Source organism: Pantoea sp. XAF26B01_ASV70, assembly GCF_054512635.1.
Genome location: NZ_JBTNCJ010000003.1, coordinates 117248 through 134594 on the forward strand (window position 1 = coordinate 117248; position 17347 = coordinate 134594).

General features: G+C 47.3%; 13 protein-coding genes and 4 pseudogenes. 5 read left to right on the forward strand and 12 right to left on the reverse strand.

The genetic code is table 11. The annotated features are described in order from the left end of the window. Positions 1-6: 6 nt before the first annotated feature. From fimF to ACX8ZY_RS22935, 8 genes and pseudogenes are all read right to left on the reverse strand, one after another. Entirely contained in the window at positions 7-531 is a 525-nt protein-coding gene (gene fimF, locus ACX8ZY_RS22900; RefSeq protein WP_337011008.1) for a type 1 fimbrial adaptor subunit FimF, read from the reverse strand. Between the two features lie 21 nt (positions 532-552). Next, positions 553-3144, reverse strand: a complete 2592-nt coding sequence (locus tag ACX8ZY_RS22905; protein ID WP_346529474.1) for a fimbrial biogenesis usher protein — start codon at positions 3142-3144, stop codon at positions 553-555. A gap of 97 nt (positions 3145-3241) precedes the next feature. Further along, complete coding sequence (locus ACX8ZY_RS22910) at positions 3242-3934, reverse strand: fimbria/pilus periplasmic chaperone (protein ID WP_459261377.1); 693 nt, start codon at positions 3932-3934, stop codon at positions 3242-3244. Between the two features lie 471 nt (positions 3935-4405). After that, positions 4406-4573 (reverse strand): hypothetical protein, encoded by a 168-nt coding sequence (locus ACX8ZY_RS22915; protein ID WP_346529477.1) that lies wholly within the window; start codon positions 4571-4573, stop codon positions 4406-4408. Positions 4574-4624: 51 nt separating this feature from the next. Next, positions 4625-5155, reverse strand: a complete 531-nt coding sequence (fimA, locus tag ACX8ZY_RS22920) for a type 1 fimbrial major subunit FimA (protein WP_346529883.1) — start codon at positions 5153-5155, stop codon at positions 4625-4627. Positions 5156-6791: 1636 nt separating this feature from the next. Then, complete coding sequence (locus ACX8ZY_RS22925) at positions 6792-7151, reverse strand: hypothetical protein (RefSeq protein ID WP_346529480.1); 360 nt, start codon at positions 7149-7151, stop codon at positions 6792-6794. Further along, a complete protein-coding gene (hchA, locus tag ACX8ZY_RS22930; protein ID WP_337011017.1) occupies positions 7148-8023 on the reverse strand; it encodes a glyoxalase III HchA in 876 nt (291 codons plus the stop codon). The genes ACX8ZY_RS22925 and hchA overlap by 4 nt, the downstream gene beginning before the upstream one ends. Before the next feature lie 198 nt (positions 8024-8221). Continuing rightward, positions 8222-8479 (reverse strand): annotated as a pseudogene (locus ACX8ZY_RS22935) (integrase core domain-containing protein); the annotation flags it as partial. Positions 8480-8861: 382 nt separating this feature from the next. Between ACX8ZY_RS22935 and ACX8ZY_RS22940 the strand changes: the two are divergent. Genes ACX8ZY_RS22940 through ACX8ZY_RS22955 form a run of 4 tightly spaced genes read left to right on the forward strand, consistent with a single transcriptional unit; the run spans position 8862 to position 11915 of the window. Beyond that, a complete protein-coding gene (locus ACX8ZY_RS22940) occupies positions 8862-9854 on the forward strand; it encodes an ABC transporter substrate-binding protein (RefSeq protein ID WP_346529885.1) in 993 nt (330 codons plus the stop codon). Continuing rightward, positions 9851-10879 (forward strand): FecCD family ABC transporter permease, encoded by a 1029-nt coding sequence (locus ACX8ZY_RS22945; protein WP_337011019.1) that lies wholly within the window; start codon positions 9851-9853, stop codon positions 10877-10879. Before ACX8ZY_RS22940 ends, ACX8ZY_RS22945 begins: the two co-directional genes overlap by 4 nt. 2 nt (positions 10880-10881) lie before the next feature. Then, a complete protein-coding gene (locus tag ACX8ZY_RS22950; RefSeq protein ID WP_346529483.1) occupies positions 10882-11637 on the forward strand; it encodes an ABC transporter ATP-binding protein in 756 nt (251 codons plus the stop codon). Between the two features lie 35 nt (positions 11638-11672). After that, entirely contained in the window at positions 11673-11915 is a 243-nt protein-coding gene (locus tag ACX8ZY_RS22955; protein ID WP_337011021.1) for a DUF1289 domain-containing protein, read from the forward strand. A 188-nt stretch (positions 11916-12103) separates the two neighbouring features. On the opposite strand, the pseudogene ACX8ZY_RS22960 reads toward ACX8ZY_RS22955, so the two are convergent. The 4 genes and pseudogenes from ACX8ZY_RS22960 to ACX8ZY_RS22975 form a co-directional block, all read right to left on the reverse strand. Beyond that, a pseudogene (locus ACX8ZY_RS22960) lies at positions 12104-12696 on the reverse strand (tyrosine-type recombinase/integrase). Between the two features lie 376 nt (positions 12697-13072). Then, complete coding sequence (locus ACX8ZY_RS22965; RefSeq protein WP_346529485.1) at positions 13073-13351, reverse strand: hypothetical protein; 279 nt, start codon at positions 13349-13351, stop codon at positions 13073-13075. A 646-nt stretch (positions 13352-13997) separates the two neighbouring features. Continuing rightward, positions 13998-14166, reverse strand: a pseudogene (locus ACX8ZY_RS22970) (DUF1281 domain-containing protein); the annotation flags it as partial. A gap of 294 nt (positions 14167-14460) precedes the next feature. Next, complete coding sequence (locus tag ACX8ZY_RS22975) at positions 14461-14931, reverse strand: OsmC family protein (RefSeq protein ID WP_346529487.1); 471 nt, start codon at positions 14929-14931, stop codon at positions 14461-14463. 491 nt (positions 14932-15422) lie between these two features. Here ACX8ZY_RS22975 and ACX8ZY_RS22980 point away from each other — a divergent pair. Then, positions 15423-17297: pseudogene (locus tag ACX8ZY_RS22980) on the forward strand (methyl-accepting chemotaxis protein). Positions 17298-17347 lie beyond the last annotated feature (50 nt).

Here is a 17347-nt window from a genome sequence, read left to right on the forward strand (position 1 = left end):
GCTTCCTTACTGAAACTCCAGGGTGAAATTTGCCGTTGCTGTCACTGTCCCTGCCTTCACAGGCGCGCGCGTTGACATCAGGCGTGCATAAAAACCCAGCGTGTTGGACTGGCCCGCGGTCAGGGGCATCCACTTCTGGGAGTCCTGAGCGGCATTTAGCGAAATGGAAGTCTTGTCATGATCTAAAATCTGTACACCTATGCCACTTGCCGCATTTGTTCCCACATCTATCTTCAACAGGGTGGCGTTGTCGCTGTCAGAGGTCCCTGTATATCTCACTCGCACCGCCGTCACGGAATTGCCACATTTATTGAAGACAATCCTGAAAGGTACGGCGGGCGTAACAGCCCCCACCCGGTAAAATTGTGTCGCAGCATTGCTCAGCAAATCTACGGTAAAATCCTGAGAATCAACGGAAACCGAGCAGGTATTGTCTTTGAGGTAGCCTGTGATGGAGATCGTACTGTCCACCGCATGGGCATACCCCATAACCAAGGGCAGGGCAGACATGATTGAAAGGTATTTTCTCATTGCGTCATCATCTCCTGCTTATTACCGGCAAATGACAGAGGCGTAGCTTAAAGCCTGGTTTTGGCTGTCAGTCGGCAAACTGTAAGTCGCTGTGCAGCGCTCATTCTTATCGTTGCCCCACTTCACGTTGATGCTTCCTTTTGGCGCAAGACCCGTAAGGTAAACCAGCCCGCGGTCTGCCACGATGCCGCCTGATTTTCCATCCCCGTAAGAGGCTACAGAGCCAAACGGGACAGGCATGCCGTTCTTCGTCATTGTCATAAGAACCTTCAGCCCTACTTTGGCCTTGAAGTCTGCACGCACGACGGCACCCCGTGTCGGAACCACACTCAATATCGGCTCTTCCAGCTCGACGTTATTTGCCAGTGAGTTGGTATCCAGAGATATACGGTTCTCGCGGTAATCCATCGCATAGGGTAGAACGGCATAACCGCGCCAGTCCGTACGTACGCCTGTCTGATTCTCGACAGAAACGTTTTTCGCCCCCGGCGCCCTGATAAGCACCATGGTGTCATTGAGCGGCTGGCTGAAGGTGACACCATTTTCATGCGCAAGCACGCCACCACTGACACCGTAGTAGACCTGCTTAGCGTCACCGCTGTGGCTGTAACCGACGTTGGCGTTTCCGTAAGCGCCACGGAAATTCAGTGCGGTGTTGCCCGTTGCGCGGGCGTGGCCATTACCGCCGCGGGTATAGCCCGATTGCACGCTATAACTCAGGTTGTTTTCCTCCAGAAGCGTACCGTAAACGCCGGCCGTATTGGTCGTATGTCCCCTGAAGTCTGTTGACGTGTTGTAACTGGCATTGGAATTTCGGAACACTGAACGGGTATCTGAGCGCATCCAGTGGCTGAACGGGATATTAATGTTGAAAGCAAGCAGCTGGTCTTTCTCGTCTGACCAGGCATTTTTGGCCAGGCTGTAACTCAGCCCCCAACTGATATCCTGAATGGTTCTGTTATAACCAATCTGGAGTTGTTCTTCGGAACGGCTTGTATTCCAGTAGCTTTGGTGACTGCCGGTTAAATATATTGTTGATGTTCGTCCAACCTGTTGCGACACCATCGCCTGAAGGCGGGCGCGTTTGCTATAGTTCAGATTGTAATAATCTGTCAGCTTTGGCCTGATATTCACGGTCCCCTCTTCACTAATTACGGTATAGCCTCTCATTCTTCGCCGTGCGGTATCAGCCAGAGAATAGGAGCCCCAGGTAGAATAACGGTATCCCACCAGCTGGAAATTGGTCCCCAGCTCATTGATCGATTTGTTGTAGAGAAAGCGCAGAGATTGTCCCTGATGTTTACTGCTGTCAGGCAGGACCGCATTCGCCTGCGTGATATCTGCAGATACCGCCCCGAGGTAACCCAAGTTTTTGCCTGCCCCGACGTTAAAGGCACGATAATCGTTTGATGCACGGGTTCCGCCATAGACTGTCCAGCCTTCGGGTAATCCCCAAAGTACCGTTCCCTGGAAAAAACCGGGCTTGTCTTGTTGTTCATTGCCACTGCGAAATTTCCCTGCCGTCACCGCGTATTTCACTTGGTCTTCACGCTGTAATAGCGGGACGGAAGAAAACGGGATGGTAAAGACCTGAACGGAGCCATCCGCCTCTTTCACCGTAACCTGAAGATCACCACTGTTTCCTGCTGCATAAAGGTCACGGATGGTAAATGCGCCAGCGGACACCGTGGTTTGATAAATCTCATATCCGTTCTGCCTGACCGATACGCGTGCTGTGCCACGTGCTATTCCGCGGACAATGGGCGCAAAGCCGCGTTGACTATCGGGCAACATATTATCGTCTGTGCCAACCTGCACGCCGCGAAAGTTGATACTTTCAAAGATGTCACCTGTCGTAAACCCGTCACCAATCGTCAGCCTTCCTTGCCAGGGAACAATGTCACGCTCAAGCCAGGTGTTGACATGTTGCCAGCGATTTTTGTTATATCCCCTGCCACTGCTGTATGCCCAGGTGGTGTTATCCCGCAGGCGCCACGCCCCCAGATTGAGACCCGCATGCAGATTGAGATAGGAATAATTGCGGGTTCCCCCGTCACGAGTCCGCATTTCACTGCCGGTATAATTGTAATTAAGTAAACCGGCAGTGATGCCGTTGTCCCAAAGCTCAGGGGCGATGTAGCCCCTCGCATGGTTCCCCATAAAAGCCTGAGGAATGCTGATGGAAAGACGCTGGCGACCAACATCGAATGCGCTTACGGCATCGGTGATAAGCCGTGTAAAGGGCACACACGCAGCACTCTTCATTACGGCAATATCCGGAATTTTCAGGGTATTGACGCCAAGTGAAGTCAGCTGGGAGCGCGTGAGACACGGTTCCAGCCTGGTACCGTCGTCGCTTTTATCAAAGGTGATATCTCGCGTTGTCACGTAACTGTCGTTCATATAGATGTCCACGCGATAGGTTCCCGGTGGTGCATCAAGTCCTTTTTCAAAACCAGACAGGTCAGCAATTGATATCGGGTCATCCGCCAGGAATCTGGGATTGAAGTAATTTTCTGAGTGCGCGGAAAATGTCGAAGACACCAGAATAAATACAAGCGATGTAAACGTAGTCTGGTTCAGAATCCACCCCCGGATGCGGTGATTTTTCATGTTATCCGTAGCTGCCCCATAATTCAGTTACGACTCACCCTCTCAAATACGCGGTATTTCATGGTGGAAACACATTGTTTGATTAAGTTTGAATTTACTATTGCAGGTTTTTTTTCATAAATGGGGTCAGCGCACCGTAATCATTAATAGTTCGATAAGAGATTCTCCTGCCTGCATCCTCAGGTAATTTAACTGTCGCATATCCCAGTGGTGGAACCATGACGTTAGCTAATGCATGTGTGCCGGCATTCAGTTCTGCAATCGTCAAAAAGTAGGGTGTTGGATTATTAATAACCAGTGAATGTGCATGGCGTGTGAATGTCAGTTTATCCGGAGCTTGATCGGGAGGCATACTCAGTTTTTGGGGGCGATAAAACAACTTTATCCGGCTTGTTATCGAGAGTTGAAGCGTGTTTTCTTTCTTTTTTTCTTTATCCAGAGAGGGAATGGCTTTGACGTTAACCCAGAAAATACTCTCTTTATCCTCGGGCAATGACTTATTTGTGGCATCGATAATGCGCAGCGTATTTTCTTTTTTACCCTGCATGATAAGCAATGGCGGAGTAATAACAAACAGGCTTTCTTTTTTACCATCTTCATTCTCGACCCAGGAATGAATTAGAAAGGTGTCTTTATCGTTACTGTTACTTACCCCAAGAGTGACTTGTTTCTGTTCTGCTGGGTAAACAATGCGTGTTGCACCAAGAGCCACGCCCGCTTCAGCACGCACATTAAATAAAATCACTGCCATAGCCAGTGTTTTTACCATGGAGTTACCGATTGTCTTCATTTTAATCTCGTTAATCTCTTTAAGTATAAAACAGGTGTTTTATTGTCTCTAACATATCCGTCTCATCTGAGAGAGACGCTTTATCTTTAAAAGTAAGAGTTTTACTGACATCTCAAAGAGAACCAGTGCTATGCATTCGCTGCTCCACCCATTACCTTATTCCCGGCAGAGCGATATTTAGCCAAAAGCTTAAGAAGACGCGTTTATCAGGTCAGTGTTTTTCGTAACTGAGTGTAGGAATTAACAGGGATGATTTCCCCTATCCTTTGTACAGGATGATCCCGACCCCGAACGTAACTCCTTCACCTTCACCGACGGACAAAACATCAGGTTTTTTGCCATCTGCCACACCGTTAAGCAATATATGACGTTTGAATTGAAATCATACAGAGGTAAGGAAAATGGAACGGGATCGGCATCATTACTTAATAACCTGAATAGATTACTACATATTTAGCAATATGGATTCGTTTACCTGTCGTCCACCTCAGTTGAGCAGGCACAGACAACCAATTTACCCTGAAAGCGCATTTGAACGCCGTGCGGGGTGACATTCCACTTAACCGGCATGGACGGACGATCGATGTGAAATGGGAAGGCTCCTTCTTTGATTTTTAGCATCGCTTTTTCCTCATTCATTACTGATATCAGCAGGCCTGCGACGGATTAAACATCCCTGTAGGGTATGCATCACTGATACTGAACTTTAAAGTTGGCGTTCGCGTTTGCAATACCTGGGGTAGCCGTTCCAGTGGCAATGTAACGCGCCTGGAAGGGGAGTACGTTGGTACCATCGGTCAGAGTCGCTGGGGTGCTGAATGATGCACCATCAAAAGATTGCGCCTTGCCTGCACTGTCCAGAACCTGTATGCCAACATTACTTGCACCGCCGGAGGCCGAGTTTTCCAGTGCCAGGGCAGTTGGATTATCAGCGCCGAGTGTCACGCCTGAGAATGCAATGGCAGCTTTAGACGCTACAGATGTGTCACAGTCATTCAGCTGAATGTTGAAGCCCACAGCAGGGCTGGTTTTACCTGCTTCGTTCAGAATGACCGTTTTTACTTGCCCCAGTTGAACGGTCTGATCAACTGAAGCTGCATCGACAGAACAGGCTGCGTTAACAACCTCGCCCCTAAAATGAATCGTACCACCATTGACAGTCGTCGTTGCTGCATAAGTAATACCTGTAATAAGAAGTGAGCATAGTGTAATTATTTTAATGAATTGATGATTACGCATGTTAACCGCTCCGTTTGTTAAAGGTAATTAAAAATCGCCTAATGTTAAATGTTAACGTTTTAAGCACGAGTGACGGGAAAAAATTTCTGGCAGTGTGATCCGTTTTATTTTGCACATCATTCCTTTTACATTCAAAAAATGACCATAACAAAATTGATCAAAAACGCCATCAATCTTGCCCCGACCCTGTGGCAGATCAATATACTATCAATTTTGTATTATTCAAAACATAAGATCGTAAATCTAATAAAAACAGCATAAAAGACTATTCAAGAGTTGGTTGAAATCATGAAAGATCGTTTATTTATTGTTGAGATCTATAATTTAAGAATATTATTTTGGTTGTCATTAACAAGTGTAATGATTTTGTAAGCGAGGAGAGTCTGGAACGGATTTTATTTCAATTCATGGTTTTTAACGCGTATTGCGTATTTTTTTTACAAAGTTGATCGATTCTGTAAATTAAAAATAAACAAATTGAGTTCGAAATGGCTGTGAATCTCCTATGAGATATCGTAATTACGACGTCTGGTGAAAGGCAAAACGTGAATTTATTGTAGTGTTAACGGGGGCAAATCAAAAAAATGTTGCGCTATTGTTGCTTGCCTTTACCACCCACGCAACATGGGACGTTGACGCCGGCGAAAAGCGTTATCTTGATGGTTCGCCTGCAGGACTAACCGGCAGGTGAGAGGTCGAATGGTCAGCATAATAGCGCGTCAGCCATTCTTTCCGGGAGCTTGTTTAGCTTCGTACAGATGCCTGCCACCACCGGTGGCAGGCATCTGTACGAGCGCTATCAATACGATAATGCAAACCAAACAGCAGAAAGCTTTCGGCCCAGAGACAGGGTCGGGTGAAACCACCAAAAAATAGCAACTTCCCCGCAGCACACTTAGCCAGAGATGCATCAGCCTCGATGATAATGCAATTGATTATCATTATCACTTGACAGGCTGGTTTTGCATTTGCAAACTATCGATTATAAAAGTTTCTAGCAATCTCATTTAAGAAGGAAACTTATAATGAATTACAGGGCCCTTAATGACATTTTGGGTGTGGAATGTGAGGTAAAATTTGGCTTAACAGAGCCGGAGAATAAAGAGCATTCTACTGATATGTTGATGACTCAAAATATTCCTGATGTATTTAGAAAAAACAACCGAGAGAGTCTTGCAACAACAACCGAGAGCATAATGGTTGTAGCAGGAAAGAAGGACGTTACGGAAAATATAACTCAGGAAAATGTTGTCTGCCTATACCCCCCGAAGCACAGAAAAAAGTTTCGATGTAACCGATCTCGGCGCTGTCATTGGTTTATGGCTTGGGGGGATTCTCTTCTTTAAAGAATAGTTCTTACCTTTTTCTGGGTCAGATAAACTTCTGAATTGTTCTATATGGAAATATATATGTTTAAGTTAATAACATTATTTTGTTTATCATTCAACATCTTGATGTTGTACACCAGGCAAAATTGAAAGTAAGGAGTTTCATGAAAAAAATATTTTTGGTGATAATATGCGTGTTGGCGGTAGGTCAGAAGTGACGTGGTAAATTTTCGCTGTTACCGCAGCTGCGTGTAAAATATTTTTATTTCCGGGGCCTGCAAAAGGGTGTTTCATGCAGAAATTTCCGGCCCGCATGGGATACGGACCACGTTATACAGCTCCCCTTTATCAGAACTGATTTTGCGCCAGAAAAAGGGAGCACCGACCAGGAGTATATGCCGGGTCACCGGGCAGCGGCGCACGTAAGTTAGGGTATCCACGCTTTCTCCGTTACCGAACCAGACGCCTTCTACCCAATAAATATGTTTGACCGGCTCTTCTGCCGGTGCGGAGGCAGAGAACAGGACAAAACGGTCAAAACCGTACGGTTTGGCAAAGTTGCGAACCCTATCCCGGATAGCTGATAGTGAGCCGCTCTCCCCAATGGCGAGAGCGGCTAAAAAGGCCTCGTGGACGATGGCGCTATTCACCGAGCGGTAACGTGGGCCAGCAATGTCTCTGCAGCTAACTTGCCGAGGTTATTGGAAGCCAAAGGACTGTCGCCGGTCAATAAACGACGATCTTTATGGACCTTGCCTGTTATGTCACTATTGATGATTGTGACGCCTAGCTCGCTAAGGCGTTCGCCGACCAACCAAGGCATTGGGCCCGGAATATATCCGATATCGATATTTGCGCCGGTATCAAGTGCGTCAGGGAAAACGCAGATTTTATAACCGCGATACAAGAAGTTTTCCTTATCCTCACCCAAGCTTGCAGCAAGTAACCCGGCAGGCCCATGACATAGTGATATTACATAGCGGTCGTTTTCATGCGCCCAGAACAGCGCCTTTTTTACGTCTTCGCTGAAGGGAATATCGTTGAGTGCTCCATGACCACCTGGGATAAAAATGCCAATATAATTGCCCGCATCTAAATTCTGTACAACGTCAGTCAGTTTTTTAGGTTGTTTGAGTTGAAGGCGATATTTCTTATATGTGGCCTTGACTGCCTCATCTTCAGACGGGAATGCCCACATTTCAAGTTTTACCGGATCGCCTGATGGAGTTGCAACGTCGATTTCGAATCCGGCAAGATCCATGTGATGCATGGGTAATAACATCTCCACAGGATGGTTTCCGGTAGAGAAAAACTTTCCGTTTTGCATCATGAGATAGCGCTCTTGAGACGCAATCATCAATATCTTCCATTTCCCCCCCTTATAGGGAGCGGGATAGTAGGCACCGCTAAAATCCGTCTTTGCCGACGTGTATTTACTTAGGGAGTAAGGCGATGGAAAGAACGCATTATCTTCAGCAATATCAGGAACAGGATTACGATTTTCAGATACTAAGTTAGTCATGATGACCCTCTTATTTGATTTACTATTTACACTGCTTCTTTAGCTTAATTAATCATTGCAGCTTTCGCCATGATTAATTAAATTGAACATACACGCGGATTTCTTTAAGTACGATCGCAGCATGTTAAGTATCGAATCCTGCTGATTTGCCCCCAGTATTAAGCACAATAGTCAGTTAGTAATGTCGGTTTGTTTACCTTAATTTTTCTCATTTCCCCAGCCCGCTGCAAACTCCCCCTGGCGTCAGATAATTCAGTGAGGAATGAGGCTGACACTCGTTATAGTCCTGCCGCCAGCTGTTAATGATTGTTCTCACGTGAACAATATCACTAATCAGTGCTCATTCAGACACTCATCTCGAAATCGACCATTAAAGTTTTCGATAAACCCGTTCTTTATCGGCTTGCCTGGCTGAATAAGCCGAAGCTCGACGCCATGCTTAAAGGCCCACGGGTCTGGCCAGTAAAGTTTTAGAACAACTTTTAACGGAATCGAACGCTACCTGCCGCATTGATAAGCCCGAAATCCTAACATCAGCTACCGGCACAGAGCAGCCATAAGTAATACATAAATGGCTTACCAGCTTTTTTGATTCGGTCCGCATCAGGTTTGAAAGTAGTGGAAATCCCTAACTGCAGACCGTTGAGGGATGATTGAGGGCGGACTTTTCAGACGTTTTTTTGCGAATTGCAGCTGAGAATACGGATGTAAAAAACTTTCAGGTTCCGGCCTATACTGTGCTGTCCTTCGACATTGACAGACGCCTTATTATTATGCATATTGTTATGTTATAACATATCAGTGAGATGCCATTGTGAAATCTGCTTCTTTTCTTCTAATGTCCACAATATTTTTATTCCCTCCTGTCAGCCTGGCTGCCACTGACTATCCATTCACCGTTGAAAACTGTGGAGTTAAAGAGACGTTTAGTCATGCACCTTCACGCGTTGTAACCATTGGTCAGCATGAAACAGAACTTATGCTGGTGCTGGGACTGGACAAGAAAATTACAGGGACAGCCGTCTGGTTTGGTGCTCTGCCTGAAGAGCTAAAACAGCAGGGTAAAAGTCTTAAACGTCTGGCTGAAAATGCGCCTGGATTCGAAGCTGTTGCGGCTCAGCGCCCTGAGCTGGTGCTGGCCCAGTATAGCTGGCACGTTGGGCCACAGGGCGAAGTCGGCACCCGGCAGCAGTTTGAACAGCTCGGTATCAAAACCTGGATATCGCCTGCTGACTGTAAAGCAAAAACAGTCACTGCGACTTCGAACGGTGATGGCGCACGTTCCGAACCTTACTCCATTGATAGTATATTTGATGAGATTACCGCAATGGCGCGTATTTTCGATGTTGCTGAACGTGGCGAAGCGCTGAAGCACAAGCTGTCTGAACGCATCGAAGCCGTTCAAAAGCGTGATCGTATAAAGGGCTCATCACCGCTTAAAGTTGTTTACTGGTTTTCAAGCGCCCGCCTCAAAGGAGATCCATGGGTAGCTGGCAATAAAGGTGCACCGGGCTGGATCAGTCAGACCCTCGGTCTGTCTAACATCATCGATTCAGATGAAGAGTGGCCTTCAGTGACATGGGAATACATCGTCAGGGCTCAGCCAGATATTATCGTCATTGCTGACATGGACAGACGGCTTTACCCAGCCGATGACGTGGAAACCAAAAAAAGGTTTCTGGAGACAGATCCTGTCACCCGTGAAATACCGGCGGTCAGACAGGGTCATATTGCAGTGGTTCCTGCGATGTCGCTTAATCCGTCCTTACGTAACGTAGAAGCGGCAGAGCTGATTAGTCAGCAGATTCATGCGTTCGACCAAGCCAGATGAAAAAGCATGCTGCTCTTTACTGGCGAAACGGCCTGATCATTTTTGCTGGCGTACTGAGTCTGCCTGTCATGATCGTGCTGGCTGCGTCTGTCGGCGATATGCCGGTAAGTTTTGCCACTACGGCTCAAGCAATAACGAATGGTTTAGGTATAACCTGCATTGATGTGCCTGCTGTAGAGGCCGGAATTATCTGGCAGTACCGTATGAGCCGTGCGGTGATGGCAGCCTGCAGCGGAGGAGGGCTTGCACTATGCGGGCTGGTTTTACAGTCATTGTTGCGCAATCCACTTGCCGATCCTTATTTACTGGGCATCTCTGCCGGTGCCTCAACCGGAGCCGTCTGTGTCATGCTGCTAGGTATTGGAAGCGGCGCGATTACGACAGGAGCCGGAGCGTTTACTGGCGCCTGTGTCGCTTTTTCGCTGATTGTAGTGCTATCGGGCGGCATGCGCGAAAACGCCTCACGCATCATCCTGGCGGGCATTGCCGGTACGCAACTGTTCAATGCACTGACCTCATACATTGTCAGTACGGCGGCAAATGCTGAACAGTCACGCGGCGTCATGTTCTGGTTGTTGGGCAGCCTTAGCGGTGTACGCTGGACTGACGCAATGCTGTCCCTTGTCGTAGTGGCAGTAGGGTTATTGATAGTGATCTGCTATGCCCGTTCACTGGATACGTTCAACGTGGGTACTGACGTCTCTGCAACACTTGGCACCCGTGTAATGCTGGTACGCACTATCTTACTGCTGACTACGGCTTTAATAACTGCCGTTATTGTCAGCGCCATTGGCGCTGTGGGCTTTGTCGGTCTGGTTATACCGCATATCACTCGCATTATAGCTGGTCACCGGCACCTCATCACAATACCTGTCGCGTTTCTAGCCGGAGGTCATTTCATGATTCTGGCAGACCTAATATCACGCACTCTGATCAGCCATCAGGTTTTACCCATTGGTGTGGTAACGGCCCTGGTCGGCGCACCTGTTTTTGTTCTGATTCTGTACCGAAACCGGGAGAAATGATTATGCATGTCGTGGTTGAAAAGCTGAGTGTGACACTCCAGGCACGTAACATTTTATCTGACATCAGTTTTAGTGCAAAGCGTGCGCAAACAGTGGGGTTGTTGGGTCCGAATGGATCAGGTAAGTCCACGCTGATTCGGGCTATGGCTGGCGTTCAGTCTTGCGCTTATGAGGGAGTTAAAATTGGCGGGATACAGACACGAAATCTGAGTCGGCGTCAGCTTTCCCGCTCGCTTGCTTTTGTAGCACAACATGCAGAGTCAGAGGCAGAAATGAGCGTGATTGATATTGTGCGACTTGGCCGTACGCCGCACCGCAGTGCCTTCTCGCCATGGCATCAGGCGGATGAGGATGCAGTTGAGCAGTCGCTCTCGATGATGAAACTCAATGTGCTGGCGCACAGGCCTTGGCATCGACTTTCGGGCGGAGAACGTCAGCGCTGTCAGATAGCCCGTGCGCTTACTCAACAACCGGATATTCTGCTGCTGGACGAACCAATAAATCATCTGGATATACAGTTTCAACTGGAGCTTATGCGACTCATCACCGCGCTGCCAGTAACCGTGATTGTGGCATTACATGATCTCAATTTGGCGGCGAGATATTGTCAGTATCTGGTGGTATTAAAAAAAGGACAGATTGTTGCCGCCGGTGAGCCTGCCGACGTGCTGACTCCGTCGCTTATTCAGTCTACATGGCAGGTTGATGCTGTCATCAATAATACCCGACAGGGAACAATGAATATCCAGTATACCTGAAAAACAGCCGAAACCTTTTAACTAATGGGCAAGGAGTGCCTTCAAAATTCCAGAGGGTCAGAAAGCGACAGACTCGTTCTGTATATCAAGTTTTATCTGAGGAAGAATCATGCCAGCAAAATCCACCCTGTACTGGTATTTGTTTCTTCAGTAAAACAAAAGGCTGGTGCGAGGGCTGTGGTCGTACATTGCAGGAATCGTTTGAATGGCGAAAACTATCTTCTTTTCATCGGAACGGAGCTGCCTTTATGGCTAAAAATCCTTACCACAAGGCCTGAAGCGGATTAAAAATTCATCTGCTTTTCCTGGCACGCTCTGTGTGCGAATAAATGAGGCCGCTTTGCCAGGGTAGGTTCCTTGCAGCCGTTCTTATGACAGAACAGGTTTCAAAAATTAACTTTTCAATGAAATAATAATCCGTGAGTGTTCGCTTCTGGCACAGGGCTGCTATTGTAGCCCTCGCAAGTTAGACTTCAGTCGACTCAGAAATCTCCAAAACATCATTGACTTCAATACCAGGGTAACGAACTGTGCTTTCGCGTTTTTTATGACCCAACAGTAGCTGGAGCACCCTTAGATTTTTTGTAGATCAGATATGGTTTAGTTCTGCGCATAGAATGCGTACTGTAAAGCGAATCCTCGAGCCCTGACTTGTCAATCCAGCCATAAAAATACGTTTATATTGCCTGGTTGAGATGTGCCGTGAAGAGCCGACGCGGGACTGGAAAAGATAGTCACCACTGCGTAGTTGAGCCATTTTAATCCATGAAGCTAGTGCCTCTCTGGTTCCTTTAGTCAATTCAAACTGAACAGGATCCCTGTTGTTAGCTGTAATACTGTCGCTCTGTCCGAAACAGATTGCCCGTAGACTACATCAGAAACCTTCAGCTTCACCAGATCACAGCCCCGAAGTTTACTGTCCAGAGCCATGTTAAACAAAGCCAGGTCGCGTACTTTTCCTTCCAGCTTGAGTCGGATGCGAATACCCAAGATATGAGATATCTGAAGAGGTCGCTTCTGACCATTGATACGGCTTTTGTTCCAGGGGGATATTGTCATTTTCAATCTCCATTCGATCAGGAGATATAATTATGGATGTCCCATATACGCGATCAGCAGACGTTCGAAATTGGGTCGCCATGGATGTTGCTAACATCGCGGTGTATTAGTCAACCGGGAACAGGTCAGCACAGTAAACTGCGCATCCGTTCACGGTTATTTGCGATGTTCAATGATGCTTTTGGGCATTCCGCCGGATAATAAGGCTAAAATCCGCGCTATTCACCCACGTGCATAGTCATGCATACGAGCAGAAATCATCATGCGCGTTTTTTCACGACGCGGGCGGAGAAAAGGTGCCGGAAACGCCCCACTTACGTCATGATAGAGCTGAGGGCCGCTCCGGGGGAGCGGCCAAGAGGTGTTATGGTAAAGACTAAAACTCAACCCCATATGTTTCATTGGTTACTTCTCCAGTCATGGGGTCTTTCTTTACTTTTGAGTATTGGCGATATTTTGGTTCTTCTCTCCATTCTGGCTGGCCTTTTTTTCTTGTTTTACTTAGTGGTGAGCCATCAAAATCTGGTTTTGATGATTCTTTAGTCGCTAATTCTGGGGCAACAAAAGAAAATTTAGATGAGAGAGGAAGATTTGCTAAAACAGGGAGTGAGAAAAATAAGCAAGTTGCTACAAGGATGACGTTTTTCCTATTCATAAGAGTCCTGTACCTGTCATTGGCTTTTTAGCGACAGCTGGTATTTTAATCTAAATGTGTTTTCAAATGAACCTACTACTGCAATGATTTACTTGAGATTGCTCTTGTCTATGCGTAATTTCATGCCTTGTAAACGAAAAAACCCCATGGCTAGGTGGTTTGATCGAAAGTTAAGTCAGTTGGGCCACCACTTCAAGAACTCTGTAGCATCGTCTACACATCTCGCTCTGCTAATCCAGTTACCAATGGCTTCTGCCAGTGGCGTTTTTGCGTGTCCGTCCGGATTGAACTCAAGATGATAGTTACCGGAAAGGGCGCCGCGGTCGGACTGAACGGGAGGACGTGCATACAGTCCAGCTTGGAGCGAACTGCCTATCCGGTCAGAGACCCTGCAGACAAAAGCGCAGCGGCGGCAGTATCAGCGCACAGACAGCAGGCGGTCATAAAATGACCAATCCGTCTGCTACTTCAGGTAACCGCGCATCTCAGCTGCGCGCCGGTACAGTGACAACAGTTCTGTATCTATCTGCTCGATCAGCATCCCGGCCATTTTCTGCGCCGGCGCCGCGCCGCGGTAAAGATGGCGTTTTGTCATGTCCCGTAACCGAAGGTGAAACTCATAAAGCGATTCCTCCAGGTCGTTAATGTCGTCGGTTACCGGACGCAGCAGCCCGGCGCAGCCCGCGAGAAAAAGCTTGATGCCCTTCCGCCCGCGCGTAAGCAGGACGTACCTCGCCCCGTATCAGCGCCCGCACATTACTCACGTTCTCCGCCAGGCCGGTCACACGCAGCCTGTTCGCACACCAATTCGGCATGATTTGCTCCTCAGTCAATGGGTTGCACGGCCTCATCTGTGCCGTGCCGCCACAATAGCCGGGCGTAAAGCAGTGCAGGCACGGGCGACACCGGAAGTCGCACCCGCCGGAGCGGACTGAATGTCCCGCGTAGGGCGGGGAACGGGTGAGCAGTTATGTTTGATGTCAACCTGGGCGTTTTTTTCAAAAGAAGCGCAGTGGTTGCTAGTGATGAAAGTACGCTTTGAGCGAGAAGCGGACATTGCTGCTGACGGCCCCTCTGAATGCTGTGGTGCAAAGAAGCCAACTGATTTCTTACAGATGGCTGATTACAAATTCAGGCTCATAAAAGACAGGGAAATTCACCGATCTTGCAATAAAACAGACTTTATGAATTTCATGATGAATAGCTATTGCTGAGTCAAGATCAGCACCATCCGCTACAGTAATTTTAGGTCTCAGTACAGCCGAAACAAAGCGACCCGCGCCGCCTTTTAAAATTTCACCTGTAGCTATCGGTGAATCTTCATATTCCAGAACAGTGATCCCGGCATCTGAGGCCAGATGCAGATACCAGAGCATGTGGCAGGCAGAAAGAGATGATATCAGGAGGTCTTCAGGATTCATTTTACTGGCGTCGCCACCCAGTAACGGATCATTGGAGCAGTGGATGATTTTTTTGCCGGTTATAGCGATGTCCCATGTCCTCGCATATGCTTTATAGCCCGATGTGCCCGTGCCCAGATTACCGGTCCAGAATATGCGTGATGTATATTGATGTTCCATGTTCCTGACTCTCTTATTGATGATAAAAACTGGTTCTCCCAAAATGAGAGGTATGGGTCGCTTCTGCTGTTCACTAAACCACAATATATTGGCTTATAAAAATCAGCACAATCGAACCTGGCGCATGTCCGCTTCTGGCACAGAGCAGACATGCACGAGTGGTAAGGTCCGCTACGAGCGAAAAGGAAACGTTTGACTTACCCCCACTGCGCCTAATATGACATCCCGATCAAAAGCTCAGGCAGCGCCTGCTGCAGATGTTCCCTGATAAAAACCCAGAGCCCACTAACCTACCGCTAAATAAAACCGCCCGTTATTTGTAAATTATTTTAATGTTTTCCAGTTAATGCTGATAACCACTATGAGCGAGAAGTCGATAAAATCTTCAGCAGAGAATTTAAATGTTTTAAAATAATAGGGTTATAAAAAAAATGAATCGTCTGAGACTCAACAGTTATTTCATGAATTTGAAGGTGGGAACTAAACTCGGTATGGGTTTTTTTGTGGTAATTGGTGCCCTTATCATTACGGCACTGGTTGCATCTGGCTGTCTTGACACCATTCAGGATAACTCGTTAAGACGAAGTCTGACCATCGAGATGAACAGCACATTCGGCACGGCCCGCCTTAATCGCACTCTGTATCAGTACACCAATGAGCAGCAGTATGCTGATAAAAATGCAGAGGCGCTTAAACAGCTGAAAAACCAGTACAATAAGCTGGCGCAATTTAACTGGGATTCAGGGGGGAAAACGTTTCTTAATGGTATTGAAGAAGCCATGAACAGTTATGGAACGCAAAGAAACATTTTAGTTGATTATATGCAGCGCATGATGGGAATGGCTGCTTCTTTGCAGCAACTTCCGTATCTCAGTCTTGCAAAAAGCATGGATTATCTTGCTGAAGGCGGAACGCTGGCCTCTGATACTTCTTCTTTACTGGAGCGGTTGTCGTCACAGCTTAAAGAAGTCAACTTGCAGCTTTTGACTTTTATCAAAGTACCGGAAAATAGCAGCAGAGCAGCGCTGAACATTGCCCTTGGCGATGCCAGAAAAACGGCGGTTATGCTTGAAGAGGCTAAAAACCCTGCGTTGTCTGAAGTCACCTCATCAGTCCTTAACCTTATTGATAAGGTCTCTTCTTCAGTCACTCCCTTTGAAACGCTCTGGTCTGCGCATCATGCGGCGGCAAAAGCGCTGGTAGGCAGAGGTGAGAATTTTGACGCCTCCCTGGCAAGAATGTTTGATTATCAAAAGAAAATATCTTCTGATTTTATTAAAATAGCGCAGATTAAAATTGTATTTTTGTCGTTACTGGCCGTGATAATAAGCATTTTATTTGCCTAGCGCATAACCCTGAGTATTAAGCGGCCGTTGGCGCAAACACTTAGTATGGCACGCAGGATCTCTGAGGGTGACTTGACTCCGACTACCGTAAGCTATCGCAAAGATGAGCTGGGGCTGTTAATGCAGGCTTTTGATAATATGCGGATTAAGCTTGAAGAAATAATCAACAACGTCCGTAACGGCGTATCGAACGTAAACAGCGCGGCCACAGAAATAGCGATAAGAAATGAAGATTTATCGTCGCGTACAGAACAGCAGGCTGCCGCAGTTGTTCAGACAGCGGCCAGTATTGAGCAACTGACATCAACGGTAAAACTTAACAGCGAGAATGCGATTTGTGCCAGCAAGCTTGCCGGGGAAGCGTCATCGCAGGCCACCCTGGGAGGTCAGGTTGTCAGTGGGGTGGTTAATACTATGGAACAAATCAGAAAAAGCTCCTCACGCATTTCTGAAATAACCCAGGTAATAAATGGCATCGCTTTTCAGACAAATATTCTGGCTCTGAATGCCGCCGTTGAAGCAGCTAGGGCAGGCGAAGATGGAAGAGGTTTTGCAGTCGTCGCCGGGGAAGTAAGAAATCTGGCACAGCGCAGTGCAACAGCTGCAAAGGAAATAGAAGGACTTATTCAGGAGTCTGTCGGCCAGGTTAATACCGGCGCTGCACAGGTTGAAAATGCAGGTAAAACAATGCAGTCCATTATTGAAGCTGTGGCTCAGGTGAATGAGGTTATGAAAGAAATAGCTACCGCTGCAGATGAGCAAAACCGCGGGATCAGTCAGGTCAGTCAGGCGATGACTGAAATGGACAGCACCACTCAACAAAATGCCGCACTAGTAGAGCAGTCAGCTGCAGCGGCCGGATCTCTTCAGGAAGAAGCTGGGCGTCTGGAGCAGGCGGTGGCTTTCTTCAAAACAGAATCTGTTCTGGTGTCATCTGTGCCAACGGCGGTCATAAGAAAACTGCAAAAACCGGTTGCAGCTACCTCGCATTCTTCAGTGGAAAACTGGCAGTCATTTTGACGTTACATGGACTTTAATATGCTTGAGATGAAATCATAGCAGGCTGCGGC